The organism is Mycobacterium sp. (genome assembly GCF_047975165.1).
In the GTDB taxonomy this organism is placed as follows: Bacteria; Actinomycetota; Actinomycetes; order Mycobacteriales; family Mycobacteriaceae; genus Mycobacterium.
Map to the genome: position 1 here is coordinate 15,957 of NZ_JBKECZ010000040.1, position 25,441 is coordinate 41,397.

The window sequence follows — 25,441 nt, forward strand, 5'->3', positions numbered from 1 at the left end:
CGATAGGTGACCGGCGTCGAGGTCTCCCGAAGGGATTCCTCCGACCGGTAGGGTTCGGGCATGCCAACTCCGCGCCTGCTGTTCGTGCATGCGCACCCCGACGACGAGAGCCTCGGCACCGGTGCCACGATCGCCCACTACACGGCCCGTGGCGCGCAGGTCCGTGTCGTGACCTGCACGCTCGGCGAGGAAGGCGAGGTTATCGGTGAACGGTGGTCTCGGCTTGCCGCCGGCCACGCCGATCAGCTCGGCGGCTACCGCGTCGGCGAGCTCAGCCGGGCGTTGCAGGTACTCGGTGTCGGAGAACCCGTCTACCTCGGCGGTGCGGGGCGCTGGCGTGACTCCGGGATGGCCGGCACCGACGCGCGGGGCGCTCGGAGATTCGTCGACGCTGACGAACGGGAGGTGGTGGAGGCGCTCGTCGTGCTTATCCGCGAACTGCGGCCCCACGTCGTCGTCACCTATGACCCCGACGGTGGCTACGGACATCCCGACCATGTGCGCGCCCATGCCGCCACCGCGGCCGCCGTCGCCGCCGCGGGACCCGGCGGCCGCGACTTCCCGGGTGACCCGTGGACAGTGCCCAAGTTCTACTGGTCCGTTCTGGCCCGGGAGGCGGTGGACGCGGGGTTGCGTGCCCTGACCCCCGACGACATGCTCCCCGGGTGGGTGCTGCCCGATGACACCCCGTTCGCCTACCCGGACGACCGCATCACCGCCGTCATCGAGGCCGACTCTGACGCACGTGCCGCCAAGGTCGCCGCACTGGATGCCCACGCAACGCAGGTTGTCGTGGGGCCCACCGGAAAAGCGTGCGCGCTGTCGAACAACCTGGCATTGCCGGTGCTCACCGAGGAGCACTACGTCCTGGCCGCCGGCACCGCTGGGCGACTGGATCGGCGCGGATGGGAGACGGATCTGCTCGCGGGTCTGGGCTTCGCCGATGCCGGCACGTAGGCTGCTATCCAGAACTCCGAGGAAGGAATCGCATGGAGCCCGACCCCGACCTGGACCCCAACCTGCAGCATTGGCAAGACCGGCTGGACAGCTTCCAGTGGGTTCTCGGGTCGATGATCTCGCAGATCGACAGCATTCCAACCTGACCGACACGTCGCCGCACGTCGGCTCGGTCGAGGAGGCCGGGGCCGTGGACCCTGCGCTGCGATTCGTTGTATTGCTCCTGCTGGCTGTCGATGGGGTGCTGTCTGCCCTGGCCGGCGCGTTGTTGCTGCCGTTTTATTTGAATTCGACCCCGCTACCGCTGAGCGCACTGGTCAGCGGTCTGGTCAACGCCGCGCTGGTGTGGGCCGCCGAAGCTTGGACCACGTCGCCACGGACGGCGGCGGTGCCTCTGTGGACGTGGCTTTCGACGGTGGCGGTGCTGAGTCTCGGCGGACCGGGGGGCGATGTCGTTCTGGGCGGCGCCGGCCCGATGGCCTACGGGCCGCTGCTGCTGATCGTGTTCGGAGTGCTGCCACCGATGTTGGTGCTGCTGCGGCGCCGCCGGCACTGACGCAACCCCGCCGGCGAAACGTCACGCAATTGGTGGCAGCGGGGGGAGGAGCCATCTGATCCAGTCGGTTTCGAGGTTGACGAAGTTGTTGATCGATGCCGCGGTGGCCGCCTGAATGTTGCTGACCGCCTGGTCGTACAGCACTGTTCCGGCGAGCCAGTCCAGGGTGTTGAACAGTGTGGCCTGGACGATCGGCTCGCCCAGGTCGTAGAGGAAGTTGATCTGCGGTCCGAGCAGGCCGATGTAGGGCAGCCAGTCGTCGACATACGAGAAGAGTTCGACGCCGTACTGTACCCAGGGCTCATAGGTGATATACGAGCTCTCGATGGAGGTGGCCACCGACACCGGTATGACGGCGGCGGGTGCTGCCGCGGCGGACGAGGCCAGGGTCCGGGCGGCGGCGGACTCGGCGGACGTGTAGGCGTTCGCACCCGTTCCCAGAGCCTGTACGAAGCTGTCGTGGAATTCCGACGCCGCAGCGCTGATCTGCTGGTATGCCAGGGCATGGTCGGAAAACAGCGCGGCAACCTGGGTTGAGATCTCATCTGCGGCAGCGGCTGCAACGCCGGTGGTGGGCAGTGCCGCCGCGGTATTTGCCGCGCCGATATCCGCTCCGATCCCGGCAATACCGGCCGCGGCCGCGGCCAGCCCACCGGGCGTTACCTGCATGAACGACATCTCACCACTCCTGTGTTACAGGCCGTGCTTGATCCGGGACGTACTCGACTCCGGCGGTGCGCCGGTCCGGCTACGTTGCCGCGGCGCCCTGACTCCCTATGGTAGCGATCGGTGGCGACAGGTGTCGGCGGTTAAAAATAGAACGGGATAGTGGCAAAGAACTCCGAGATATACAACGGCGCCAGCCAGGGGTTGTAGATCGAAGCGACAACCATGTAAAAGAATGCGGCGAACAGGCCCAGGAGCCCCCAGGCGTACCCGTACCCGTACCCGTAGAACGGGTAATAGACTTCGGCCGGTGCGGCGGCAGCGGGTCGAGGGAGTGACGATGCGCCGACGGTCAAGTCGGCCAGAGTCTGGGCGGCGCTCGCCTCTGCCGCCGAATAGGTTGCGGCACCCTGCGTCAGAGTTTGCGTGAAGGTTTCGTGAAAAGCTGCTGCCTGGGCGTTGAGCTTCTGAAATTCCTGGCCGTGGATGGAGAAAAGCGAGGCTACCGCCGAGGAGACCTCGTCGGCGGCCGCGGTCTGCAGGAAACTCGTCTGTTCCGCGGCGCCGGCGGTGACTGCGTTCAATTCCGACCCGATATCGGTCAAGCTGGACGCCGCCGCGTTCAACGCCGCCGGTGCTGCGACTACAGAGGCCATGTTGTGTCTCATCCTCCCTTTGGCGAGTTGGCTTTTTGTTTCCGCTCTGCCCGCCGGCCCTAGGCGGCCGGTTGGCCTGCTCGATTCCGTCCGACGGTATCACGATCATGGCGGCGGCTCCGGTTGCAAAGGCGGTCGGCCGAACGGTTCACCGGCTGCGACCGTGTGAAGGCCCGGGCGGGGCGGAGGTCCGGGAGTGGACTGCGTCGGGATCTCCACGCGGCGCTAGTCTTGCGCGTATGCCGTCGGCGCCCGTGTTTTCACCTGGGCGCGCGCGGATGAAATCGAGTCGCGCGGGAGTTGTAACAACGTGTCGTTGACCCCGGGCCAGGAGCCCCTCGCCGTGCCGAGCCGCGTGGTCTCGCCGGAAGTCCCGCAGCGAGCCGGTGTTTCGGCGATGCGCCGGGTGTTGCGCCGGGTCCGGGACGGGGTCGCACTGAATGTCGACGAGGCCGCCCTTGCGATGACCGCCCGCGGCGACGACCTGGCTGCTCTGTGCGCGGCCGCGGCCAGGGTGCGAGATGCGGGTTTGGCGTCGGCGGGCCGCCGTGGCCCGGGCGGCCGATTGCCGATCACCTACTCACCCAAGGTGTTCATCCCGGTCACCCACCTGTGCCGCGACACCTGCCACTACTGCACGTTCGCGACCGTCCCCGGCAAGCTGCGCGCTCGGGGAGCGGGAATGTATCTGGAACCCGACGAGATTCTCGATATCGCCCGGCGCGGGGCCGAACTGGGCTGCAAAGAGGCGCTGTTCACCCTCGGCGACCGGCCGGAGGACCGCTGGCCGGAGGCGCGCCGGTGGCTGAGCGAACACGGCTACGATTCGACACTTGCCTATGTGCGGGCGATGGCGATCCGGGTGCTCGAAGGGTCCGGCCTGCTGCCGCACCTGAACCCGGGAGTCATGACCTGGTCGGAGATGTCGCGACTCAAACCCGTCGCCCCGTCGATGGGGATGATGCTCGAGACGACCTCGCGGAGGCTGTTCGAGACCAAAGGGCTCGCCCACTACGGCAGTCCCGACAAGGACCCGGCGGTTCGGCTGACCGCTCTGACCGACGCCGGGCGGCTGGCCATTCCCTTCACCACCGGCTTACTGGTCGGGATCGGCGAGACGCCGGTCGAACGGGCCGAGACAGTGCACGCGATTCGCAAGTTGCACAAGGAATTCGGGCACATCCAGGAAGTGATCGTGCAGAACTTCCGGGCCAAGCCGCACACCGCGATGGCCGCGGTGCCCGACGCCGGCATCGAGGACTACCTGGCCGCGGTGGCGGTGGCACGGCTGGTGCTGGGGCCGGCCATGCGCATTCAGGCGCCGCCCAACCTGGTTTCCCCCGACGAGTGCCTGGCGCTGCTGGCTGCCGGCGTGGACGATTGGGGCGGCGTATCGCCGTTGACTCCCGACCACGTCAACCCCGAACGCCCCTGGCCGGCGCTGGCGGCGCTGGCCGAGGTCACCGAACGGGCGGGCTACGACCTGGTGCAGCGGCTGACCGCACAACCGGAGTATGTGCAGGCCGGCGGGGGCTGGATAGATCCGCGGGTACGCGGACATGTGGCTGCCTTGGCCGACCCGGACACCGGTCTTGCGGCCGACGTCAACCCGGTTGGCCTGCCGTGGCAGGAGCCGGACGAGGCGGCATCTTCAGGTCGGGTGAACCTCAATGCCGCCATCGACACCGAGGGCCGCAACACTACCGCCCGCAGCGATCTCGACAGCGCTTTCGGCGACTGGGAATCCATCCGGGCCCGGGTGCGCGAACTTGCCGCCCGCGGGCCGGAACGCATCGACACCGACGTGATTGCCGCGTTGCGGTCGGCCGAGCGGGACCCCGGCGGATGCACCGATGACGAGTACCTGGCGCTGGCCACCGCCGATGGCCCGGCGCTGGAGGCGGTGACCGCACTGGCCGATTCCCTGCGCCGCGATGCCGTGGGCGACGACGTGACCTTCGTGGTCAACCGCAACATCAACTTCACCAACATCTGCTATACCGGTTGCCGGTTCTGCGCATTCGCCCAGCGCAAGGGCGATGCCGACGCGTACTCCCTGTCGGCGCAAGACGTGGCCGACCGAGCCTGGGAAGCCCATGTCGCCGGCGCCACCGAAATCTGCATGCAGGGCGGCATCGACCCCGAACTGCCGGTGACCGGCTACGCCGACCTGGTGCGGGCGATCAAGGCCCGGGTGCCGTCGATGCACGTGCATGCGTTTTCCCCGATGGAGATCGTCAACGGTGTGACCCGCAGCGGGCTGAGCATCCGGGAATGGTTGCTGAGTCTGCGGGAGGCCGGCCTGGACACCATCCCCGGTACGGCTGCGGAAATACTCGACGACGAGGTGCGCTGGGTGCTCACCAAAGGCAAGCTGCCGACCTCGTTGTGGGTGGAGGTCGTGACCACCGCGCACCAGGTGGGTGTGCGGTCGTCGTCGACGATGATGTACGGCCATGTCGACCGGCCGAACCATTGGGTGGCGCACCTGCGCGTGCTGCGCGACATCCAGGACTGCACCGGCGGTTTCACCGAGTTCGTCCCACTGCCGTTTGTGCACCAGAACTCGCCGCTGTACCTGGCCGGCAACGCGCGGCCCGGGCCGACGCACCGGGACAATCGCGCGGTGCACGCATTGGCGCGTATCATGCTGCACGGCCGCATCCCGAACATCCAGACCAGTTGGGTCAAGCTCGGCGTCGAGCGAGCCCGGGTGATGCTCACCGGCGGCGCCAACGACTTGGGTGGCACCCTGATGGAGGAGACGATCTCCCGGATGGCGGGCTCCGAACACGGCTCGGCCAAGACGGTCGAAGACCTGGTGGCGATAGCCGAGGGAATCGGCCGCCCCGCACGGCAGCGTTCGACTACCTACGCGCCGCAGCGGGTCGCCAGTGCCTCGTCGGGGTGAACGCCCGATTGAGGGCTCAGTAGTTGTGGCAGACGCTGGCAACCGATTCGACGAGGCCGACGTACGCGCCGGCACCCGGAATCGCCTGCAACTGCGCGACCATCGCGGCACGCTGCGGCGGTGGCGAAGCCAGGAAACCTTGCAGGTAGTTGACCGCGATCGGTGATGCGTTGAGCTGTGCCGCCGCTCCGGGGTTGGCGGCGTTCAGGGCGGCCATCACCTGCGGGTAGCTGCACGTGGTGTTGATTACCGCATCCGGGCTTGCCGAAGCGACGCCCGCGCCCAAGCCCAGCGACAGTGCCGTGGCCGCGGTGGCGGCGCCGATTCCGATATACGACAACCTCATGTGTGGACACCTTCCCGAAATAGTGCACCGCTGTTTGCAGTGGCGACGACATCTGCCCAGCGGTTGCCGTCTAGAAAAAGGCTACCAGGCGCTGTCGGCGCGACCTTGTCAAACGAGTTATCGCCCGACCCGTCAAGAATATAACTATTCGCAGGTCAGCGATGTGTTTTCAGAAAGCTACCGGGTTCGTGAAATCGGTGGGCGAGGCCGGCCGCGGAGCCGGATTACAGCCGTGCGGCGAGCTCGGTGCCCTCCTTTATCGCCCGTTTGGCATCCAATTCGTTCGCCAGCGCTGCGCCGCAGATGATGTGCGGATCGACGCCCATGCGGCGCAGGCCGTCCTCCAGGTCGCGCACCGGCTCCTGGCCGGCGCACACCACTACGGTGTCCACCGCCAGCACCCGCGGCCGTCGCCGGTCCGGCTCGAAGCTGATGTGCAGGCCGTCGTCGTCGATCCGTTCGTAGTTCACCCCGGACAACTGCTGGACGCCTTTGGCCTTCAACGACGCCCGGTGCACCCATCCGGTGGTCTTGCCCAGTCTTTTGCCCTGGGGGCCATTGGTGCGCTGTAGCAGGTACACCTCCCGCACCGGCGGCGCAGGCACCGGAGTGGCCAGTGCGCCGCGGGCCTCCCCCGGTTCGGCTACGCCCCACTCGGCCTTCCAGTCCTTGAGGTTCAGGGTGGGTGAATCCTCGGTGGTGAGGAGTTCGCTGACGTCGAACCCGATGCCGCCGGCGCCGATCACGGCCACGGTCCTGCCTACCGGTTTGGCGCCGGTGATCGCCTCGGCGTAGGTCACCACCGTGGGGTGGTCGATGCCGGGGATGGCGGGCAGGCGCGCCCTGACGCCGGTGGCGAGCACCACATCGTCGTATCCGGCCAGATCCTGCGCACTCACCCGGGTGCCCAGCCGGACCTCGACGCCGAGCTTGTCCAGCATTGTTGCGAAGTACCGGATGGTTTCGTTGAACTCCTCCTTGCCGGGAATGCGGCGAGCCAGGTCGAACTGCCCGCCGATGACGCCGGCGGCCTCGAACAGGGTGACCCGGTGCCCGCGTTCGGCTGCGCTGACGGCCGCGGCCAATCCGGCCGGACCCGAGCCGACGACTGCCACGGTGCCGGCACGCTGTGCAGGAGACAGCACCAGCGTCGTTTCGTGCCCGGCCCTGGGATTGAGCAGACACGACACCGTCTTCCTGGCGAAGGCATGGTCCAGGCATGCCTGGTTGCAGGCGATACAGGTGTTGATCTCGTCGGTGCGGCCTGACTCGGCCTTGCGGACCCACTGCGGGTCGCTCAGTAGCGGCCGGGCCATCGATATCAGTGCCACGTTGGTGTCGGTGAGAATCTGCTCGGCGGCCTGCGGCATGTTGATCCGGTTGGAGGCGATGACGGGAATGTCGACATGCTCGGCCAGGGCGCTGCTGATGTCGACGAACGCGCTGTTGGGCACCGAGGTGACGATCGTGGGCACCCGGGATTCGTGCCAGCCGAATCCGGAATTGATCAGGGTGGCGCCGGCGGCCTCGACATCGATTGCCAGGGCGACCGTTTCGTCCCAGTTCTGGCCGCCTTCCACATAGTCGGCCATCGACAGCCGATAGCAGACGATGAAGTCCGAACCCACCGCCTCGCGGGTTCGGCGCACGATCTCGGTGGGGACCCGGCGCCGCTTGGCCGGTGTGCCGCCCCAGGAGTCGGTGCGCTTGTTGGTCCGTGGCGCCAGGAACTGGTTTATCAAGTAGCCTTCGCTGCCCATGATTTCGACGCCGTCGTAGCCCGCCTCGCGGGCCAGCTGCGCGCACCGGGCGAAATCGGCGATGGTCGATTCGACACCGCGCCGGGACAGGGCGCGCGGGCGGAACGGGTTGATGGGCGCCTTCTCCGACGACGCACTGACCGACAGCGGGTGGTAGGCGTATCTGCCGGCATGCAGGATCTGAAGCAGGATCCGGCCGCCCTGGTCGTGGACCGCGCTGGTGATCCGGCGGTGCCGGCGGGCCTGGGCGCCGGTGGTCAGCTCGGCGGCGAAGGGCAGTAGCCAGCCGGTGCGGTTGGGTGCGTAGCCGCCGGTGATGATGAGCCCGACGCCGCCGCGTGCGCGTTCGGCGAAGTAGGCGGCGAGCCGGCCGGTGTGTGCGGCGCGGTCCTCCAGCCCGGTGTGCATCGACCCCATGACCACCCGGTTGGCCAGAGTGGTGAATCCGAGATCCAATGGGGACAACAGGTTGGGAAAGAGTGTCACGGCATCTCCTGTGCGGGGCGGCGCCATCCGGGCAGCCTAGCTATTGCACCTAGGTGCATCCTGCCGTGCCGGTGTGACACGGCGCTCGAAGGCGTATCCCCGAGACAGGGGGCAGGCGGCAGGGGAGCGATTTGGCTCGGGTGTATGTGCTGCGTCTAGCATCAGTAGTCAACTGCACTGACGCCGAACGGCCTGTCGGCCTCCGGCCGGTGCCCGCAGCCCGTATCCAGCCCTACGAAGACACGTTGAGGAGACGTCCGTGACGTACACGATCGCCGAACCCTGCGTCGACATCAAGGACAAGGCATGCATCGAGGAGTGCCCCGTCGACTGCATCTACGAGGGTGCCCGGATGCTGTACATCCACCCCGACGAATGCGTCGACTGCGGCGCGTGTGAACCCGTCTGCCCGGTCGAGGCGATCTACTACGAAGACGACGTACCCGACCAGTGGAGCCAATACACCCAGATCAACGCCGACTTCTTCGTGGAGTTGGGATCGCCGGGCGGTGCGGCCAAGGTCGGCATGACCGAGAACGACCCGCAGGTGGTCAAGGACCTTCCGCCGCAGGGCGAGGGCGACTAGAGCGGCCGGGTGCCCGCGCAGCACGGGCGGCGCGCCGGGCTGACGGCGGCACTGCCGGAATTTCCCTGGGACACCCTGGCGCCGGTGAAGGCAGTGGCCGCGGCCCATCCCGACGGCATTGTCGACCTGTCGGTGGGCACTCCGGTGGACCCGGTCGCGCCGCTGATCCAGCGGGAATTGGTGCGCGCGGCATGGTCGCCGGGCTATCCCGCGACCGCGGGCACCGGGAAACTCCGGGAGGCTGCGGTGTCGGCACTGGCCCGCCGCTACGGGGTGACGGGGCTGGACGAGGCGGCGGTGCTGCCGGTGATCGGCAGCAAGGAGCTGATCGCCTGGCTGCCGACGCTGCTGGGGCTTGGCGGCGCCGACGCGGTCGTGGTGCCGGAGCTGGCCTATCCGACCTACGAGGTGGGTGCCCGGCTGGCCGGGGCCGAGGTGCTGCGCACGGATTCCCCGGACCGGTTGGGGTCGGGTGTTCCGGCCCTGGTGTACCTGAATTCGCCGAGCAACCCCACCGGCCGGGTGCTGGGGGCCGACCACCTGCGACGGGTGGTCGGGTGGGCGCGGGACCGTGGCGTGCTGGTGGCCTCCGACGAGTGCTACCTGGGCTTGGCCTGGGAGGCCGAACCGCTTTCGGTGCTGCATCCCCGGGTCTGCGACGGCGACCACACCGGGTTGCTCGCGGTGCATTCGCTATCCAAGACTTCGTCGCTGGCCGGGTACCGGGCCGGGTTCGTCGCCGGTGACCGGGCCTTGGTCGCCGAACTGCTGGCGGTGCGCAAACACGCCGGCATGATGGTGCCCACACCGGTGCAGGCCGCCATGGCGGCGGCGCTCGACGACGACGAGCACGAGACGCTGCAGCGGGAGCGCTATGCCCGTCGTCGTGCGGCCCTGATGCCGGCGCTGCAATCGGCCGGATTCACCGTGGACCATTCCGAGGCGGGACTCTATCTGTGGGCCACCCGTGGCAGCGACAGCCGGGAAACCGTCGCCCGGCTGGCGGAACTCGGAATTCTGGTGGCGCCCGGCGATTTCTACGGTCCGGCCGGTGTGCGGCACGTGCGTGTCGCTTTGACGGCCACCGACGAGCGGATCGCCGCCGCAGCCGAGCGACTCCGCTGAGCCCGGTGCGCCGAGCGCCCCGCCGCCCCCGCCCCGCACCCTCCTCCCGGGGTAGCGTCGTCGGCGTGCTGCTGACTTCGCTGGACCCTTCGTCGACCGTCGCGCGTGACGTTGCCGACGCCGTGCGGATCGACGGGTGCACCCTGAGTCGTAGCGACCTCCTCGGAGCGGCGACGTCGGTGGCCGAGCGGGTGGCCGGCATGGACCGGATCGCGGTGCTGGCCATACCCACGGCATCGACGGTGCTGGCCGTCACCGGCTGCCTGATCGCCGGTGTCCCGGTCGTGCCGGTGCCGGCGGACGTCGGGGCGGCCGAACGGCGGCACATGCTCACCGACTCCGGCGCCCAGGCATGGCTGGGTCCGGTGCCCGAGGACGCCGACGGGCTGCCGCACGTCCCGGTCCGGTTGCATGCCCGCTCGTGGCACCGGTATCGCGAACCGGCTCCCGAGGCGCCGGCGATGGTGGTGTACACCTCGGGCACCACCGGATTGCCCAAGGGGGTGCTGCTGAGTCGCGGCGCGATCGCCGCAGATCTGGACGCGCTGGCCGACGCCTGGCAGTGGACCGCCGATGACACGCTGGTGCACGGCCTGCCGCTGTTTCACGTGCATGGGCTGGTGCTCGGATTGCTCGGGTCGTTGCGGGTGGGCAACCGCTTCGTGCACACCGGAAAGCCCACACCGGCCGGCTACGCCGCAGCGGACGGCACGCTCTATTTCGGGGTGCCGACGGTGTGGTCGCGGGTTGCCGCCGACCCCGCGGCGGCCGAGGCGCTAAGGCCGGCACGGCTGCTGGTGTCCGGGAGTGCGCCATTGCCGGTACCGGTGTTCGAGCGGCTGGAGGCCTTGACCGGGCACCGCCCGATCGAGCGCTACGGCACCTCGGAATCGCTGATCACCGTGTCCACCCGGGTCGCCGGGGAGCGCCGGCCCGGTTGGGTCGGCCTCCCGGTGACCGGCGTGGCGACCCGCATAGTCGACGACCATGACGAGTCGGTCCCGCATGATGGTGAAACCGTGGGCAAACTTCAGGTCAAGGGCCCGACGCTGTTCGACGGCTACCTGAACCGGCCGGAAGCCACCGCGGAGGCATTCGCCGCCGACGGCTGGTACCGCACCGGCGACGTGGCCGTCATCGACGACGGCGGCATGCACCGGATCGTGGGACGCGAGTCGGTCGACCTGATCAAGTCGGGCGGCTATCGGATCGGGGCGGGTGAGGTCGAGACCGCAATGCTCGGGCACGAAGGTGTCGACGAGGTGGCGGTTGTCGGGTTGCCCGATGAGGACCTGGGGCAGCGGATAGTGGCCTACGTCGTCGGGTCTGCCGAATCATCGGAGTTGATCAACTTTGTCGCACAACAGCTTTCGGTGCACAAACGACCGCGCGAAGTGCGTTTGGTGGATTCGTTGCCGCGCAACGCGCTGGGCAAGGTGCTCAAGAAGGTATTGATCGAAGAAGGCTGATGCGCAGGGTCGCCGGGTGGACCGAGGCCGGGGGCCGGAGGGCTGGGGGCCGTACGTCGAGCGTCAGTTGGCGTGCAGGTCCTCATTGAGCGCGATACCCTGGCCGCCGCGGGGCACCACCTCGACCGCTCCGCTTTGCGAATTGCGCCGGAAGAGCAGGTTATTGCCGCCGGAAAGCTCGCCGGCCTTGACCGTCGTGCCGTCCGGGGTGGTGATTTTCGTGCCCGCGGTGACATAGAGGCCGGCCTCGACGACGCAGTCGTCGCCCAGGGAGATGCCCAGACCCGCGTTGGCGCCGAGCAGGCAGCGCCTGCCGATCGAGATGACCTGCTCACCCCCACCGGACAAGGTGCCCATGATCGATGCCCCGCCGCCGATATCCGAGCCGTCGCCCACCACCACCCCCGCCGAGATGCGGCCCTCGACCATCGACGCGCCCAGGGTGCCGGCGTTGAAGTTGACGAAGCCCTCGTGCATCACGGTGGTGCCCGGTGCCAGGTGGGCGCCCAGGCGTACCCGGTCCGCGTCGGCGATGCGGACTCCGGAAGGCACCACGTAGTCGACCATTCGGGGGAACTTGTCGACGCCGTAGACGGTCACCGGACCGTGCCGGCGCAGTTGTGCCCGCACCGCCTCGAATCCTTCGACGGCGCACGGGCCGCGGTTCGTCCAGACCACATTGGTCAACACCCCGAACAGCCCCGCGGCGTTGAGCCCGTGCGGTGGCACCAGGCGATGCGAGAGCAGATGCAGCCGCAGGTAGGCGTCGTGTGCATCGGCAGCCTGATCGTCCAGCGATCCGATGACGGTGCGAACGGCGATGGTCTCGGTGCGGCGGTCGTCGTCGCGGCCGACCAGCGCCGCGATTTCGGCGGGAATATCGGAATGGGCCAGGCGCGCGGTGGCGCCCTCGCCGGTGTCGGTCAGTTCGGGTGCGGGAAACCAGGTGTCGAGCACCGATCCGTCGGAGGCCAGCGTCGCCAGCCCGATTCCCGCAGCTCCAGTCACGGTCGACAAGGGTACTGCGCCCTGCGGACCGATGCGGAGTCGCGTCCCGGGATTCCCCGCAGCGCGGGTTGCGCCCTGCTCGCGGGACTAGTCTGGGTCGGTGCTGAACTTGCGCGCGGACCCGATCCAGCTGACCGCGGAGCTGGTGGACATCCCCAGCGAGTCGCGACACGAGGAGTGCATCGCCGACGAGGTGGAATCGGCGCTGCGGGCGCAGACGTCCGGATTCGAGATCGTTCGCAACGGCAACGCGGTGCTGGCCCGCACGGCGCTGGGCCGGCCGTCGCGGGTGCTGCTGGCCGGGCACCTCGATACCGTCCCGGCGGCCGGCAATCTCCCCAGCAGACGACACGACGGCGACCTGTACGGCTGTGGGACAGCGGACATGAAGGCCGGCGACGCGGTGTTTCTGCACCTAGCCGCCACCGTGGCCGACCCGAAGCACGACCTGACGTTGGTCTTCTACGACTGCGAGGAAATCGACTCCGCGGCAAACGGGTTGGGACGCATCGAGCGCGAGCTACCCGGCTGGCTGGCCGCCGATGTGGCCGTTCTGGGCGAGCCGACCTCCGGATACATCGAGGCGGGTTGTCAGGGCACGCTGCGGGTGGCCGTCAGTGCCACCGGGAGGCGGGCCCATTCGGCGCGATCCTGGCTGGGCGACAACGCCATTCACAAGCTCGGTGCGGTATTGGACCGGCTGGCGTCCTACCGGCCGCGCAGCGTGGAGATCGACGGCTGCGAATATCGGGAAGGATTGTCCGCGGTCCGGGTCGACGGCGGTGTCGCGGGCAACGTGATCCCCGATGCCGCCTCGGTGACGCTCAACTTCCGCTTCGCCCCCGATCGGTCGTCGCAGGCCGCGCTGGCCCACGTCCACGGGGTACTCGAAGGGCTCGACGTCGAGATCGAATTGACCGACTCCGCACCGGGTGCGCTGCCCGGGTTGTCGGCACCGGCGGCCGGGGCCCTGGTCGAGGCGGCGGGCGGACAGGCGCGGGCGAAGTACGGCTGGACGGACGTGTCGCGGTTTGCGGCACGCGGCATACCGGCGGTCAACTACGGTCCGGGTGATCCCAACCTCGCGCACACCCGCGACGAGCGGGTGGCGGTTGCCGCGATCACTGCGGCGGTGGACGTACTGCGCGGTTACCTGAGCCGCTGAGCCGCCGCGGTGGCGTCGGCTGCCGCTGCGCCAAGGCCAACGGCGGTGAGCTCGTCTGCCACCGCCGTCAACGCCTCCGCGTCGCGCGCGGCCAGTGCACGGCCATGCCTGAGGGCGATATCGCCTACCGCGCAATTGATTTCCCCCGCCAACCTGGCCAACGGCTCTACCGCCCGGATGTCACCCAGACGAACGGCATCGTGCCAGGCCATGAGTGCAACCGCGGACTGTCCGGACCGCTGGGCCATGCCGGCGGCATCGCGGACCGCGGCGACAGCACCGGTCGCGTCCCGGCCGGTCAATCTCGTCCAGCCGCGGGCGATTCCGAGTTCCGGGGCGAACAGCGCCGATTTCGTTCCGTGTCGTGCTTCGGCGCGCCGCAGTGTTTTTGCCGATCCGGGGATATCGCCTTGGCGGGCAACCGCCGTCGTCAACAACATCAACGACAGCGGGCCCCAGGAGTAGCCGGTTCGCTCCAACTCGGCAGCTGCAGGCTCCAATAGCGTTGCAGCAGCGGAAAACTCACCTCGAACATTGAGGACGTAGGCGAGCAACACTTCGCCGATCGCCCGGCCGGGCTGCTGCAACTCGGCGAAATCGGTGAATTGCTGGGCCAGGTTCTGTGCCTGGTCGATGTGGCCGGTCATGATCAGAGTGATGATCCGAGCGAACCCGACCGTGAACCTCAGCAGTCCGGGGTGCTCTGCGGCCAGCGCTCTTTCGGACAGCCGATCCACTTCGGCGAATCGCCCCATCCTGGCGGACGACAACGCTGCCGCGCTGGCCGCCCACGCCACCGCCGTGTCGGGGGCGGTGGGCGCCGACAGCACTTCGCTGGACAAGGCGATGGCTCGCGGCAGGTTTCCGGAGTTCATTGCGAACGTGGCCGTCAGCGAGTCCAGCACCGTCTGAGCGGCCGGGTCGGCAACCCGCGCGCGGGTGGCCTGCAGGAACGCGGTTGCCTTCTCCGGTTCACCGAGCATCCAGAACTGGTTGGCCGCCCGCGGTAGCGCCCAGGCCATCAGCTCGGGTTCGGACAAGCCGGCCGGATTCACCGAGTCCAGCACCTGGCCGGCTTCGCGGCCTCGCCCCTGCCACGCAAGCGCCTGCCCCAGCACCAGACACGCTTCCAGCCCTCCGGAGCGGTCCAGCGCCGACCGGGCCAGCCGACGGGCCAGTGTCACATCGCCGAGTCGCAGCGCCTGCTGTGAGGCGGCCACCACCTCCTCAACCGGTTGTAGCGCGTCGCTGTCCAGGGCCAGCAATGCCAGCCGCAACCGGTCGCTGGGGTGGTCGCACCGGTGGCGGGCAAGCAGCTCGACCAATTCGGTTCGGCACCGCCGCACTTCTTCGCGCCCCAGGGCCGCTCGCGCGCGTTCGGCGAACAGCGGGTGCGCGGTGTAGACGACCGGTTCGTCGTCGTTGCGTACCCGGATCTCGGCCGCGCCCAGGTCCTGGGCCTGCTCGACCGCGCCGCCACCGGCCACCGTGTCGAGATCGGCCACCGTCAGCGGCTCGACCAGACTGAGGTACGCCAGGACCGCGCGCGCGGGTGCGGGCAACTCGGCGAGGAACCCATCGACCTCGGCGGCGGTGGTAGCCCCACCGGGCGGCGCGATATCGACCCGGTCCAGCAGGCCGTCGGTCCACAATGCCTCGATCGCCGGGGAGGCGGCGTCGGCGCGGGCGGTGACGACCATCCGGGCGGCCCCGCTGCGGGCGAGCTGATACACCAGCGTGGCGGACAGAAGATCCAGATCGTGTGCCTCGTCGACGACGAGCAGTAGATCGCCGCGTGCGGCGGTCCGGGTCAGCGAGTCGCGGGCGGCCCGGAGCAGGGCGGCCGGTTTGCCGATCTCGGAGACCTCGACCAGATGCCCGAACGCGCCGAACGGGACCGCCCGCTCGGTGGGCGTGCCGATCACCCAGCGGGTCAGGGTGCTCGGATGTGCGGCGCGGTACCTTTCGGCTGCCAAGCGGGCAAGGGTCGACTTGCCGACGCCGTCGGGTCCGAGCACCACGGCCCCGGCGGCTGTGCCCGAGCCGTTCAGGGCGCCGGCGACGCGCTCGAGTGCGGTGTCGTGGTGCGGGACGTTCCAGCGAATCGGCACTCCCTGACCCTATGGCTCTCGGCCCGCCGACGGACACTCACCCCGCAAGGGAGGCCGGCCGCGGCGGTGGTCTACGTTTCGGTGTATGCGCGCGCCGGACAGCAGCCGCCGGACGGTGGCAGTGTACTGCGCGGCGACGCCCACCCATCGGGATCTGCTGGAGCTCGCCGAGTCCCTGGGAGCGGCCATCGCGCGGCGCGGCTGGGCGCTGGTGTGGGGGGGCGGCAATGTTTCGGCGATGGGGGCGGTGGCCTCCGCCGCACGGGCGGGCGGTGGCCGGACGGTTGGTGTGATCCCGGAAATGCTGGTGAACCGCGAGGTGGCCGACGCCGACGCCGACGAGCTGATCGTCACCGACACGCTCGGTGAACGCAAGAAGGTGATGGAAGCGCGGGCTGATGCGTTCATCGCGTTGCCCGGCGGTGTGGGCACGCTCGACGAACTGCTGAGCGCCTGGACGCAGGGTTATCTGGGTGTGCACGACAAGCCGATCGTGCTGCTGGATCCCCGGGGGCACTACGATGGCCTGCGCGCGTGGCTGCGCGGCCTGCGCGACGGCGGCTACGTCTCCCAGGCGGCAGTCGACCGGGTGGTGGTGGTCGACAATGTCGATGAAGCGTTGACGGCGTGTGTGGTCGGCTGACGGGAGCCACCGGGGCCACCGGGGCCTGGGTATGAGTGAAAGCCGGTCACACAGCGAGTCATATCGCCGGCCATGAGGAATTGAGGGATCCAGGTGTCCGATCATGACGGCGGTGTGCGCACACGGGTCAAACTGGCTCACATCGCGGCTGGGGTGGCGCGTTTCGTCGCGGACGCCCCGTCGATCGTGCGCGGGGTCAGGACCGGCTTGGTTGCCCGGCCGAACTCCAGGGTGTCGATCGGCAGCGTATTCCAGGACCGGGCCGCCCAGTATGCCGACCGGGTTTTCATCACGTTCGGCGGCCGGCGCATCACCTACCGCGAAGCCAATGCGACCGCCAACCAGTACGCCTCGGTGCTGGCCGCGCGCGGCGTCGGCCCCGGCGACGTTGTCGCGGTGATGCTGCGCAACTCGCCCGATGCGGTGTTGACGATGCTGGCGGTGGTCAAATGCGGCGCTATCGCCGGCATGCTCAACTATCACCAGCGCGGTGACGTTCTGGCACACAGCCTTGGCCTGCTGCAATCGAAGGTCCTGATCGCAGAATCCGATTTGGTCAGTGCCGTCAGCGAATCAGGTGGCGTCTCCTGCGACGTGCTGACCATCGACGATGTGAGGGGATTCGCCGCCACGGCGCCGGTGACCAACCCGGCTTCGGTGTCGGCGGTTCGGGCCAGGGACACCGCGTTCTACATCTTCACCTCCGGCACCACCGGATACCCCAAGGCCAGCGTGATGACGCACTACCGCTGGCTCAAGGCGCTCGGCGCGTTCGGCGGCCTCGGCCTGCGGCTCAAGGCGTCGGACACGCTGTACAGTTGCCTGCCGCTGTACCACAACAACGCCCTGACGGTGGCGGTGTCGTCGGTGCTCAACGCGGGGGCGACGTTGGCTCTCGGGGAATCCTTTTCGGCATCGCGGTTCTGGGACGAGGTGATCGCCGCGGATGCGACGGCGTTCATCTACATCGGCGAGATCTGCCGCTATCTGCTCAATCAGCCGCCCAAGCCGACCGATCGCCGCCACCGCGTCCGGGTGATCGCCGGCAACGGCTTGCGGCCGGAGATCTGGGCCGAGTTCACCAAACGATTCGGCATTGCCCGGGTGTGTGAGTTCTACGCCGCCAGCGAAGGCAACACCGCGTTCATCAACGTCTTCAATGTGCCTGGGAGCACTGGAATTTCGCCGATGCCGCTGGCATATGTCGAGTACGACCCGGACACCGGGGACCCGGTGCGCGACGGTGCCGGCCGGGTGCGCCGGGTACCTGCCGGTGAGCCGGGGTTGCTGCTCAGCCCGGTCAACAAGTTGCAGCCGTTCGACGGCTACACCGATAGGTCGGCAACCGAGAAGAAGTTGGTGCGCGACGCCTTCAAGGAGGGCGACTGCTGGTTCAACACCGGTGATGTGATGAGCCCGCAAGGCATGTTCCATGCTGCGTTCGTCGACCGGCTTGGCGACACCTTCCGCTGGAAGGGCGAAAACGTGGCCACCACTCAGGTGGAGGCCGCGATCTCGGCGGACCCGAACGTGCAGGAGTGCACGGTGTTCGGGGTGGAGGTGCCCGGTACCGGTGGGCGCGCCGGCATGGCCGCGATCAAGTTGCGCGAAGGCGCAGAGTTCGACGTCCGGTCGCTGGCCGATGCGGTGTATGACGGGTTGCCCGGCTATGCGCTGCCGCTGTTCGTGCGACTGGTGGAGTCGCTGGAACACACCTCGACGTTCAAGAGCCGCAAGGTCGAGTTGCGCGAGCAGGCCTACGGCTCGGGCGTCGAGGACCCGCTGTACGTACTGGCCGGACGGAAGGAAGGGTACGTGCCGTTCTACGCTGCCTACCCCGGCGAGCTGGCGGCCGGTGAGCGCCCCCGGGGCTGACGGCTGAAGTCCGCCGTCGCGAGCGTAACGCCAGTGCGAAAATCGACGTCGGAAATCGCGCTGGCGTTACGCTCGCGGCGGCAGGGCAGTATGGAGGCGTGCAATCAACCCTGTGCGGTCGTCCGGTATCCGGTGATCGCGCACTGATCATGGCGATCATCCACCGCACCCCCGACTCGTTCTTCGACAGGGGAGCCACCTTCGATGACGAGGCGGCCAGGCAAGCCGTACACCGCGCGGTGGCCGAGGGGGCAGACGTCATCGACGTCGGGGGGGTCAAGGCGGGCCCGGGTGCGGGCGTCGACGCCGACACCGAGATCGCCCGGCTGGTGCCGTTCGTGGAATGGCTCCGCGATGCCTACCCCGACCAGCTCATCAGCATCGACACCTGGCGCGCCGAGGTGGCCCGGCCGGCCTGTGCGGCGGGGGCGGACCTGATCAACGACACCTGGGCCGGGGTCGACCCGGGGCTGGTCGAAGTGGCCGCCGAGTTCGGCGCGGGTGTGGTCTGCTCGCACACCGGTGGTGCCGCGCCCAGGACGCGACCGTTCCGGGTGAGCTACGGTACGACTACCCGCGGGGTGGTGGACGACGTGATTCGCCAGGTCACAGTCGCTGCCGAACGGGCAGTCGCGGTCGGCGTGGCCCGCGACCGGGTATTGGTCGACCCGACCCACGACTTCGGCAAGAACTCTTTTCACGGGCTGATCCTGTTACGCCACGTGGCCGATCTCGTCGGGGCCGGGTGGCCGGTGCTCATGGCGTTGAGCAACAAGGACTTCGTCGGGGAAACTCTGGGTGTGGATGTGAGCGAACGGCTTGAAGGGACGCTGGCCGCAACCGCGCTGGCAGCGGCCGCCGGGGCACGAATGTTCCGGGTGCACCAGGTCGCGGCCACCCGGCGAGTGCTGGAGATGGTGGCCGCCATCCAGGGGGTGCGGGCGCCGGCTCGCACCGTGAGAGGACTGGCATGACGGCGTCGGAACTGGATCTTGTCCGCGATGGTGTCCTTGGCGTTGGGCCAGCGGACACCTGGCTGGCCGAGCGGAGCTGGAACCGGCCGCGGTGGACGGTGGGCGAGCTCGTCGCCGCGAAAGGCCGACGCACCGTCTCGGTGGTGCTTCCCGCCCTCAACGAGGAAGAAACCATCGAATCCGTCATCGACAGCATTTGGCCGCTGGTCCGGGAATCGTCGGGGCTGGTCGACGAGTTGATCGTGCTGGATTCGGGCTCCACCGACGACACCGAGATCCGGGCCATCGCCGCCGGCGCCCGGGTGGTCAGCAGGGAGCAGGCGGTCCCCGAGCTGCCTACCCGACCCGGCAAAGGTGAGGCGCTGTGGCGCTCGCTGGCTGCCACGACCGGCGACATCGTGGTCTTCGTCGACTCGGACCTGGTCAGTCCGCACCCGATGTTCGTGCCGTATCTGCTCGGTCCGCTGCTCACCGGTGAGGGACTTCACCTGGTCAAAGGCTTCTATCGGCGGCCGCTGAGTGTCGGAGACGCCAGCGGCGACGCCGGTTCCACCGGTGGCGGACGGGTTACCGAGCTGGTGGCGCGCCCCCTGCTGGCCGCGCTGCGCCCGGAGCTGGGGTGCGTGCTGCAGCCACTGGGCGGGGAGTACGCGGCCAGCAGGGAGTTACTGAATTCGTTGCCGTTCGCACCCGGCTACGGTGTGGAGATCGGCCTGTTGGTGGACACCTTCGACTCGTTGGGGCTGGACGCGATCGCGCAGGTCAACCTGGGTGTCCGGGCCCACCGCAACCGGCCGCTGGAGGAGCTGGGCGCGATGAGTCGTCAGGTGATGGCGACGCTGTTGTCCCGGTGCGGGATTTCCGACTCGGGGGAGGGGCTGACCCAGTTCTTTCCGGTCGGCGACGGGTACTCACGGTGCACGTGGCCGGTGTCCCTTGCGGATCGGCCACCGATGAATGTGTTCCGGCCACGGGCCTGAATGCGGGCATGACGGTGGCCGGCACACCGCGTCCATAGGGCAAGATCGATCCCGTGGCATTGCTGTTGCTGTACCCGGTGGTCCTGGTCCTGGTGGCGATCGCGCTGTTCGGCGCGGCCAGTCTGTTGTTCGGGCGCGGTGAGCCCTTGCCGCCGTTGCCGCGGGCGACGACGGTAACCGTGCTGCCCGCCTACGGTGTCACCGGCGCTGACGTCGATGCCGTGAGATTTTCCCAGGTCATGCGCGGGTACAAGACGAGTGAGGTGGACTGGGTGCTGGACAGGCTGGGCCGGGAACTCGAAGTGCTGCGGCGTCAGGTGGCCGCGTTGCAGTCCGCCGGTGTGGACTCGCATCCGGGAATGGCCGGAGTGCCCGAGTCCGGCGCCGCCGGCCCGGAGTCCGTCGATCGGCGATGAGCACCGATGGCCGGGTCCGCTGCGGTTGGGCTGAGGTTCGCCCCGGGCCGGATGCCGAGCTGTACCGCGACTACCACGATCTGGAGTGGGGACGGCCGGTCACCGATGGGTCGGCACTTTTCGAGCGACTGAGCCTGGAGGCGTTCCAGAGCGGGCTGTCATGGCTGATCATCCTGCGGAAGCGGGAGGGTTTCCGGCGCGCGTTCTGCGACTTTGACCTGGGCAAGATCTCGGGGTTCGCCGACGACGACGTCCAGCGGCTGCTGGCGGATGTCTCGATTGTGCGCAACCGGGCCAAGATCGAGGCGACGATTGGCAACGCCCGTGCCGCAGCCGAGCTCGGGTCTCCGCAGGATTTTTCGGATCTGCTGTGGTCGTTCGCGCCTCCCCGGCGGCCCAGGTTTGCCGAGCTGTCCGAAATTCCCACTGTGAGCGCTGAGTCGAAGGCCATGGCACACGAATTGAAGCGTCGCAGCTTTCGGTTCGTGGGCCCCACCACCGCGTACGCGCTGATGCAGGCGACCGGAATGGTCGATGATCATGTCCGCGCCTGCTGGGTGCGACCGGAGACCCGTTGATGCTCCCGAACGGGCGCACAGGTGGGCCTTATGTGCATCTGGTCACCCGGATAGGGAACAATGGAGGGGTGATTTGGCAGTTCGATGTCGAGTATGGCTGGAAATCCACTGGTGAGGCCTGCTCGGTGCCGGCCGGTTCGGTGAGGGCCTGCCAACTCGAATTTGGAGGGAGTACTCGATGGCGGCGATGAAGCCCCGGACCGGGGACGGTCCGCTGGAAGCAACCAAGGAGGGGCGCGGCATCGTCATGCGGGTGCCACTGGAAGGCGGTGGTCGCCTTGTGGTCGAGTTGACTCCCGATGAGGCCTCCGCGTTGGGAGATGAGCTCAAGGGCGTCACCAGCTAGGCTGACGAACCGGCTCGCGGTGGGTGTGATGCGCTCACCGTACGGTAGATCTCCAGCGTCTGGGCGGCGATCTGCGCCCAGGAGAATTCCTCGATGCATCGGCGGCGCCCGGCCAAGCCGTATTGGCGGGCTTTATCGGGGTCGGCGATCAGTGCGTTGACCGCTTCGGCGAGCCGGGCCCGGTATGCCTCGGGGTAGTCGGCGTCGTAGTGCACCAGCGATCCGGTGACGCCGTCGGTGACTACCTCGGGAATCCCGCCCACGTCGGAAGCCACCACCGCGGTCGCGCAGGCCATCGCCTCCAGATTCACGATGCCCAGCGGTTCGTACACCGAAGGGCATACGAATACCGTTGCCGCCGATAGTATTTCGCGCAGCTCGGTCTTACCGAGCATGTCTTGGATCCACACCACGCCGCTTCGCGAGCGGGCCAGTTCGGATACCGCGGTGCTTATTTCCGCCGCGATTTCGGGGGTGTCCGGCGCCCCCGCGCACAGCACCAATTGAATGTCGGGATTGAAGTCGTGCGCCGCCGCAACCAGATGGGCGACGCCCTTCTGCCGGGTTATCCGCCCGATGAAAGCGGCGACGGGCCGGTTGGGATCGATGCCGTGTTCTTCCAGAGCGGACCCGGTGGAGCGTGCGGTGGAGGGATACCAGATCTCGGTGTCTATCCCGTTGCGGATGACGTGGATCGTGCTGGGATCAACTGTGGGGTACACCCGCATGATGTCGTCGCGCATGCCATTGCTGACCGCGATGATCGCGTCGGCGCTCAGGATGGCGGTGGCTTCGACTGCGGAGGAGACGCGGTAGCCGCCGCCGAGTTGTTCGGCCTTCCACGGGCGCATCGGCTCCAGGGAGTGGGATGTCAGCACGTGGGGGACGTTGTACAGCAGTTTTGCCAAATGTCCCGCCATGCCGGTGTACCAGGTGTGCGAATGTACGACGGTCGGGTTCGCGTCGCCGGCGGCGTTGGCCATCAGCAGGTCGGCCGACAGGGTCGCCAGGGTGAAGTTGGCGGTGCGCAGGCGCTCGTCGGGCTGGTGCGCAACGGCGCCGGCACGGGGCGCTCCCATGCAGTGGACATCGACGTCGCAGAGCCTGCCTAGTTGAGCTACCAGTTCGGTGACGTGGACGCCGGCTCCGCCGTAGATCTCGGGAGGATATTCCCGAGTCATCATCGCCACCCGCATACCCGCAGGCTAGTGCGGCTACGATGCTTCCCGCGCGGCGGGTTGTTGCCTGCAACTGCGTTTCATGTAACCGTCGAGGCATGGTGACATCCACACGACGTGTCGGCGACTACCGCCGGCGCATGCGTGAGCGCGGGTACCGCCCGCTGCAAGTGTGGGTGCCCGACGTCCGCTCGGCACAGTTCGCCGCGGAAGCGCACCGGGAAGCGCTGGCCTTGGCCGAAGCCGACCGGCGCAGCGACGACATGGGCTTCGTGGAGGCCATCTCTGAGTTGGTCGGCGACGAGTGATCCGCGGCGAACTTTGGACCGTCTCGGGCGGCGCCTACGCGAACAGACCGCACCCAGCGCTCATCATCCAAGATGACCTGTTCGATGGCACCGGGTCGGTCGTCGTCATCCCACTGACCACCACGGCGGCCAATGCTGCGATCGCACGCATCGCGATACCCACGACCGCTGGAACCGCTCAGCCCAGTTTCGCGATGACCGACAAGATCACCACGGTCCGCCGGTCCAGCCTCGGCGCCGCATCGGCCGTTTATCTTCCAAACTCCTGGTCGACATCGAGCGCTCCCTGATGGTGTTCCTCGGTCTAGCCTCCTGAACGGTCGTGCTCGGTGATGTCGGAGGACTCCGCGGTACGCCACGCTGGCCGGTATTCTCTGAGCTGCGCCGTGTCTTGTCGGTGAGCACAAGACGGCGCCGAGTGACCCGGCCGAACGGCTGGTGCCGGTCCGGGTCGCCGATGGCAGTGGTCCACGGGTGCCGATAGGTTTGAGTCCATGAGGGAAGTGCCGCACGTGCTAGGCATTGTCCTGGCCGGCGGTGAGGGCAAGCGGCTTTATCCCCTGACCGCTGACCGGGCCAAGCCCGCCGTTCCCTTCGGCGGGGGTTATCGACTCATTGATTTTGTGCTGTCCAACCTCGTCAACGCGCGGTATTTGCGGATCTGTGTCCTGACCCAGTACAAGTCGCATTCGCTGGATCGCCACATTTCTCAGAATTGGCGGTTGTCGGGTCTGGCCGGTGAGTACATCACCCCGGTCCCGGCCCAGCAGCGACTCGGTCCGCGGTGGTACACCGGCTCCGGGGACGCGATCTACCAGTCGTTGAATCTCATCTACGACGAAGACCCGGACTACATAGTCGTTTTCGGCGCCGATCACGTGTACCGGATGGACCCCGAGCAGATGGTGCGGTTCCACATTGACAGCGGAGCGGGCGCGACGGTGGCCGGCATCCGGGTGCCGCGATCCGAGGCGGGTGCTTTCGGCTGCATCGACGCCGACGACTCGGGAAGGATTCGCAGGTTCGTCGAAAAGCCGATGGATCCGCCCGGTACGTCCGGCGACCCGGACAGCACGTATGTCTCGATGGGCAACTACATCTTCACCACCAAGGTCCTCATCGACGCCATTCGAGCCGACGCCGACGAGGACCACTCGGATCACGACATGGGCGGCGACATCATTCCCCGGCTGGTGGACGACGGAATCGCCGCGGTCTATGACTTCACCGAAAACAAAGTGCCGGGTGCCACCGAGCGTGACCGGGCCTACTGGCGTGACGTCGGAACGCTGGATGCCTTCTACGACGCCCACATGGACCTGGTCTCGGTTCATCCGGTGTTCAACCTGTACAACAGGCGTTGGCCGATTCTGGGTGCGTCGGAGAACCTGGCTCCGGCGAAATTCGTCAATGGCGGTTCGGCCCAGGAGTCGGTGGTCGGGGCTGGCAGCATCATCTCGGCGTCGTCGGTGCGAAACTCCGTATTGTCGCCCAACGTGGTGGTGGGGGACGGTGCGATCGTCGAGGGCAGCGTCATCATGCCGGGCGTACGGGTAGGCCGGGGCGCGGTGGTGCGTCACGCAATTCTGGACAAGAACGTCGTCGTCGGGCCGGGTGAGATGGTGGGGGTGGATCTGGATCGCGACCGGGAACGTTTCGCGATCAGTGCGGGTGGTGTGGTCGCGGTGGGCAAGGGCATTCGGATCTAGGGGACGGGGTTCTAGGGGACTGATTGCGTGCGGCGTCATGCCGCACCGGGATCTGCTGCGTGATGTCCGTCTGCCCGGGCTGCACCAGCCCCGGCTGCGCCGGTCCGGACTTCTCCGGCCCCGGTTTCCCCCGGCGCGTCTTCTCCGGGCTGGCAGTCTCTGGCTCAGACTTCTCCGTCTTCTTCGTCTTCTTCGTTTTTCCCGCCGTCCCTGTTCTTCGCGCCGTCCCTGTTTTTCGCGCCGTCCCTGTTCTTCGCGCCGTCCCTGTTTTTCGCGCCGTCCCCCGTTTCTCCGTCGCCGGCCTCGTCTTCCCCTGTTTCCTCGGCTTGCCGGCGGGTGAAGTGTCGTTCGGGGTGGTGGAAGTTGTTGACGCGGGGTTGGTCGGTGTCGAGGTGTGGGGGTGGGATCCATTCGGTGGCGCCGCGACTGGAGTTTCGGGTGGTCCAGCCGTTTTCTGCCAGGCGGTTGTGGGGGCCGCAGGCCATGGTGAGGTCGTTGATGTCGGTGCGCCGGGTTTTGGTCCAGCCGGTGACGTGGTGGACTTCGCAGTGGGCGGCGGGGGTGTCGCAGCCGGGTTTGGTGCAGCCGCGTTCGCCGGCGTGCAGGACCAGGCGTTGGAATTCTGAGGCGAA

Annotated in this window: 23 protein-coding genes and 2 pseudogenes; 17 read left to right on the forward strand and 8 right to left on the reverse strand. The window is 68.0% G+C overall.

Going from position 1 to position 25,441, the window contains the following annotated elements; all coding sequences use genetic code 11:
* The first annotated feature begins 60 nt into the window (after positions 1–60).
* Together mshB and ACK5M9_RS03960 are read left to right on the forward strand one after the other, a co-directional pair.
* Positions 61–957: an N-acetyl-1-D-myo-inositol-2-amino-2-deoxy-alpha-D-glucopyranoside deacetylase gene (mshB, locus tag ACK5M9_RS03955; protein WP_416891898.1), complete on the forward strand. Its 897-nt coding sequence runs from the start codon at positions 61–63 to the stop codon at positions 955–957.
* A gap of 97 nt (positions 958–1,054) precedes the next feature.
* Positions 1,055–1,513: a hypothetical protein gene (locus tag ACK5M9_RS03960; RefSeq protein WP_416891899.1), complete on the forward strand. Its 459-nt coding sequence runs from the start codon at positions 1,055–1,057 to the stop codon at positions 1,511–1,513.
* Between the two features lie 21 nt (positions 1,514–1,534).
* Here the strand turns inward: ACK5M9_RS03960 and ACK5M9_RS03965 are convergent, their stop codons facing one another.
* Together ACK5M9_RS03965 and ACK5M9_RS03970 are read right to left on the reverse strand one after the other, a co-directional pair.
* Positions 1,535–2,191 carry a PE family protein gene (locus ACK5M9_RS03965; protein ID WP_416891900.1) on the reverse strand — a complete coding sequence of 219 codons (657 nt, stop codon included), beginning with the start codon at positions 2,189–2,191 and terminating at the stop codon, positions 1,535–1,537.
* 131 nt (positions 2,192–2,322) lie between these two features.
* Positions 2,323–2,835, reverse strand: a complete 513-nt coding sequence (locus ACK5M9_RS03970) for a PE family protein (protein WP_416891901.1) — start codon at positions 2,833–2,835, stop codon at positions 2,323–2,325.
* Between the two features lie 343 nt (positions 2,836–3,178).
* Here ACK5M9_RS03970 and ACK5M9_RS03975 point away from each other — a divergent pair, with 343 nt between their 5' ends.
* Positions 3,179–5,746 (forward strand): bifunctional FO biosynthesis protein CofGH, encoded by a 2,568-nt coding sequence (locus ACK5M9_RS03975; RefSeq protein WP_416891902.1) that lies wholly within the window; start codon positions 3,179–3,181, stop codon positions 5,744–5,746.
* A gap of 16 nt (positions 5,747–5,762) precedes the next feature.
* Here the strand turns inward: ACK5M9_RS03975 and ACK5M9_RS03980 are convergent, their stop codons facing one another.
* Positions 5,763–6,092 carry a hemophore-related protein gene (locus ACK5M9_RS03980; protein WP_416891903.1) on the reverse strand — a complete coding sequence of 110 codons (330 nt, stop codon included), beginning with the start codon at positions 6,090–6,092 and terminating at the stop codon, positions 5,763–5,765.
* 224 nt (positions 6,093–6,316) lie between these two features.
* Positions 6,317–8,338 carry an FAD-dependent oxidoreductase gene (locus ACK5M9_RS03985; protein WP_416891904.1) on the reverse strand — a complete coding sequence of 674 codons (2,022 nt, stop codon included), beginning with the start codon at positions 8,336–8,338 and terminating at the stop codon, positions 6,317–6,319.
* Between the two features lie 259 nt (positions 8,339–8,597).
* Here ACK5M9_RS03985 and fdxA point away from each other — a divergent pair, with 259 nt between their 5' ends.
* The 3 genes from fdxA to ACK5M9_RS04000 all read left to right on the forward strand — a co-directional run bounded on the left by fdxA (position 8,598) and on the right by ACK5M9_RS04000 (position 11,518).
* Positions 8,598–8,924, forward strand: a complete 327-nt coding sequence (gene fdxA / locus ACK5M9_RS03990; protein ID WP_067257596.1) for a ferredoxin — start codon at positions 8,598–8,600, stop codon at positions 8,922–8,924.
* Between the two features lie 39 nt (positions 8,925–8,963).
* Positions 8,964–10,049: a succinyldiaminopimelate transaminase gene (gene dapC, locus ACK5M9_RS03995; RefSeq protein WP_416891918.1), complete on the forward strand. Its 1,086-nt coding sequence runs from the start codon at positions 8,964–8,966 to the stop codon at positions 10,047–10,049.
* Between the two features lie 65 nt (positions 10,050–10,114).
* On the forward strand, positions 10,115–11,518 hold the full coding sequence (locus ACK5M9_RS04000) for an acyl-CoA synthetase (protein ID WP_416891905.1): 1,404 nt from the start codon (positions 10,115–10,117) through the stop codon (positions 11,516–11,518).
* Positions 11,519–11,581: 63 nt separating this feature from the next.
* Here the strand turns inward: ACK5M9_RS04000 and dapD are convergent, their stop codons facing one another.
* A complete protein-coding gene (gene dapD, locus ACK5M9_RS04005; RefSeq protein ID WP_416891906.1) occupies positions 11,582–12,535 on the reverse strand; it encodes a 2,3,4,5-tetrahydropyridine-2,6-dicarboxylate N-succinyltransferase in 954 nt (317 codons plus the stop codon).
* Positions 12,536–12,626: 91 nt separating this feature from the next.
* Here dapD and dapE point away from each other — a divergent pair, with 91 nt between their 5' ends.
* Positions 12,627–13,691: a succinyl-diaminopimelate desuccinylase gene (gene dapE / locus ACK5M9_RS04010; RefSeq protein ID WP_416891907.1), complete on the forward strand. Its 1,065-nt coding sequence runs from the start codon at positions 12,627–12,629 to the stop codon at positions 13,689–13,691.
* On the opposite strand, the gene ACK5M9_RS04015 is transcribed toward dapE, so the two are convergent.
* Positions 13,676–15,802, reverse strand: coding sequence for an AAA family ATPase (locus ACK5M9_RS04015; protein ID WP_416891908.1), 2,127 nt, complete (start codon positions 15,800–15,802; stop codon positions 13,676–13,678). The two genes, dapE and ACK5M9_RS04015, sit on opposite strands and share 16 nt — an antisense overlap.
* 85 nt (positions 15,803–15,887) lie before the next feature.
* Between ACK5M9_RS04015 and ACK5M9_RS04020 the strand changes: the two genes are divergently transcribed.
* From ACK5M9_RS04020 to ACK5M9_RS04050, 7 genes are all read left to right on the forward strand, one after another.
* Positions 15,888–16,445 carry a TIGR00730 family Rossman fold protein gene (locus ACK5M9_RS04020; RefSeq protein WP_416891909.1) on the forward strand — a complete coding sequence of 186 codons (558 nt, stop codon included), beginning with the start codon at positions 15,888–15,890 and terminating at the stop codon, positions 16,443–16,445.
* Positions 16,446–16,538: 93 nt separating this feature from the next.
* Entirely contained in the window at positions 16,539–18,320 is a 1,782-nt protein-coding gene (fadD6, locus tag ACK5M9_RS04025) for a long-chain-acyl-CoA synthetase FadD6 (RefSeq protein ID WP_416891910.1), read from the forward strand.
* Positions 18,321–18,469: 149 nt separating this feature from the next.
* The gene (gene folP / locus ACK5M9_RS04030; protein ID WP_416891919.1) at positions 18,470–19,294 is read left to right on the forward strand and encodes a dihydropteroate synthase; all 825 of its coding nucleotides are present in this window, start codon (positions 18,470–18,472) and stop codon (positions 19,292–19,294) included.
* The gene (locus ACK5M9_RS04035; protein ID WP_416891911.1) at positions 19,291–20,274 is read left to right on the forward strand and encodes a glucosyl-3-phosphoglycerate synthase; all 984 of its coding nucleotides are present in this window, start codon (positions 19,291–19,293) and stop codon (positions 20,272–20,274) included. The genes folP and ACK5M9_RS04035 overlap by 4 nt, the downstream gene beginning before the upstream one ends.
* Positions 20,275–20,327: 53 nt before the next feature.
* Positions 20,328–20,690 (forward strand): DivIVA domain-containing protein, encoded by a 363-nt coding sequence (locus tag ACK5M9_RS04040; protein ID WP_416891912.1) that lies wholly within the window; start codon positions 20,328–20,330, stop codon positions 20,688–20,690.
* A complete protein-coding gene (locus ACK5M9_RS04045; protein ID WP_416891913.1) occupies positions 20,687–21,268 on the forward strand; it encodes a DNA-3-methyladenine glycosylase I in 582 nt (193 codons plus the stop codon). Before ACK5M9_RS04040 ends, ACK5M9_RS04045 begins: the two co-directional genes overlap by 4 nt.
* 178 nt (positions 21,269–21,446) lie before the next feature.
* Positions 21,447–21,614 carry a DUF3117 domain-containing protein gene (locus ACK5M9_RS04050; RefSeq protein ID WP_127782270.1) on the forward strand — a complete coding sequence of 56 codons (168 nt, stop codon included), beginning with the start codon at positions 21,447–21,449 and terminating at the stop codon, positions 21,612–21,614.
* Here the strand turns inward: ACK5M9_RS04050 and glgA are convergent.
* Positions 21,611–22,810 carry a glycogen synthase gene (gene glgA, locus ACK5M9_RS04055; RefSeq protein WP_416891914.1) on the reverse strand — a complete coding sequence of 400 codons (1,200 nt, stop codon included), beginning with the start codon at positions 22,808–22,810 and terminating at the stop codon, positions 21,611–21,613. The genes ACK5M9_RS04050 and glgA overlap by 4 nt on opposite strands.
* 80 nt (positions 22,811–22,890) lie before the next feature.
* Between glgA and ACK5M9_RS04060 the strand changes: the two genes are divergently transcribed.
* From ACK5M9_RS04060 to glgC, 3 genes and pseudogenes are all read left to right on the forward strand, one after another.
* Positions 22,891–23,100 carry an antitoxin MazE-like protein gene (locus ACK5M9_RS04060; protein WP_416891915.1) on the forward strand — a complete coding sequence of 70 codons (210 nt, stop codon included), beginning with the start codon at positions 22,891–22,893 and terminating at the stop codon, positions 23,098–23,100.
* Positions 23,097–23,416 (forward strand): annotated as a pseudogene (locus ACK5M9_RS04065) (type II toxin-antitoxin system PemK/MazF family toxin). Before ACK5M9_RS04060 ends, ACK5M9_RS04065 begins: the two are co-directional and overlap by 4 nt.
* A 178-nt stretch (positions 23,417–23,594) precedes the next feature.
* Entirely contained in the window at positions 23,595–24,809 is a 1,215-nt protein-coding gene (gene glgC / locus ACK5M9_RS04070; RefSeq protein ID WP_416891916.1) for a glucose-1-phosphate adenylyltransferase, read from the forward strand.
* A gap of 164 nt (positions 24,810–24,973) precedes the next feature.
* Here glgC and ACK5M9_RS04075 read toward each other — a convergent pair.
* Positions 24,974–25,441 (reverse strand): annotated as a pseudogene (locus ACK5M9_RS04075) (hypothetical protein); the annotation flags it as partial.

Excerpts from the sequence above, each read along its gene's own strand:
- mshB (WP_416891898.1), top strand. The coding sequence starts at position 61 with ATGCCAACTCCGCGCCTGCTGTTCGTGCATGCGCACCCCGACGACGAG.
- ACK5M9_RS03965 (WP_416891900.1), bottom strand. The coding sequence starts at position 2,191 with ATGTCGTTCATGCAGGTAACGCCCGGTGGGCTGGCCGCGGCCGCGGCC.
- ACK5M9_RS03970 (WP_416891901.1), bottom strand. The coding sequence starts at position 2,835 with ATGGCCTCTGTAGTCGCAGCACCGGCGGCGTTGAACGCGGCGGCGTCC.
- ACK5M9_RS03980 (WP_416891903.1), bottom strand. The coding sequence starts at position 6,092 with ATGAGGTTGTCGTATATCGGAATCGGCGCCGCCACCGCGGCCACGGCA.
- ACK5M9_RS04020 (WP_416891909.1), top strand. The coding sequence starts at position 15,888 with ATGCGCGCGCCGGACAGCAGCCGCCGGACGGTGGCAGTGTACTGCGCG.
- folP (WP_416891919.1), top strand. The coding sequence starts at position 18,470 with ATGGCGATCATCCACCGCACCCCCGACTCGTTCTTCGACAGGGGAGCC.
- ACK5M9_RS04035 (WP_416891911.1), top strand. The coding sequence starts at position 19,291 with ATGACGGCGTCGGAACTGGATCTTGTCCGCGATGGTGTCCTTGGCGTT.
- ACK5M9_RS04045 (WP_416891913.1), top strand. The coding sequence starts at position 20,687 with ATGAGCACCGATGGCCGGGTCCGCTGCGGTTGGGCTGAGGTTCGCCCC.
- ACK5M9_RS04050 (WP_127782270.1), top strand. The coding sequence starts at position 21,447 with ATGGCGGCGATGAAGCCCCGGACCGGGGACGGTCCGCTGGAAGCAACC.
- glgA (WP_416891914.1), bottom strand. The coding sequence starts at position 22,810 with ATGCGGGTGGCGATGATGACTCGGGAATATCCTCCCGAGATCTACGGC.
- ACK5M9_RS04060 (WP_416891915.1), top strand. The coding sequence starts at position 22,891 with ATGGTGACATCCACACGACGTGTCGGCGACTACCGCCGGCGCATGCGT.
- glgC (WP_416891916.1), top strand. The coding sequence starts at position 23,595 with ATGAGGGAAGTGCCGCACGTGCTAGGCATTGTCCTGGCCGGCGGTGAG.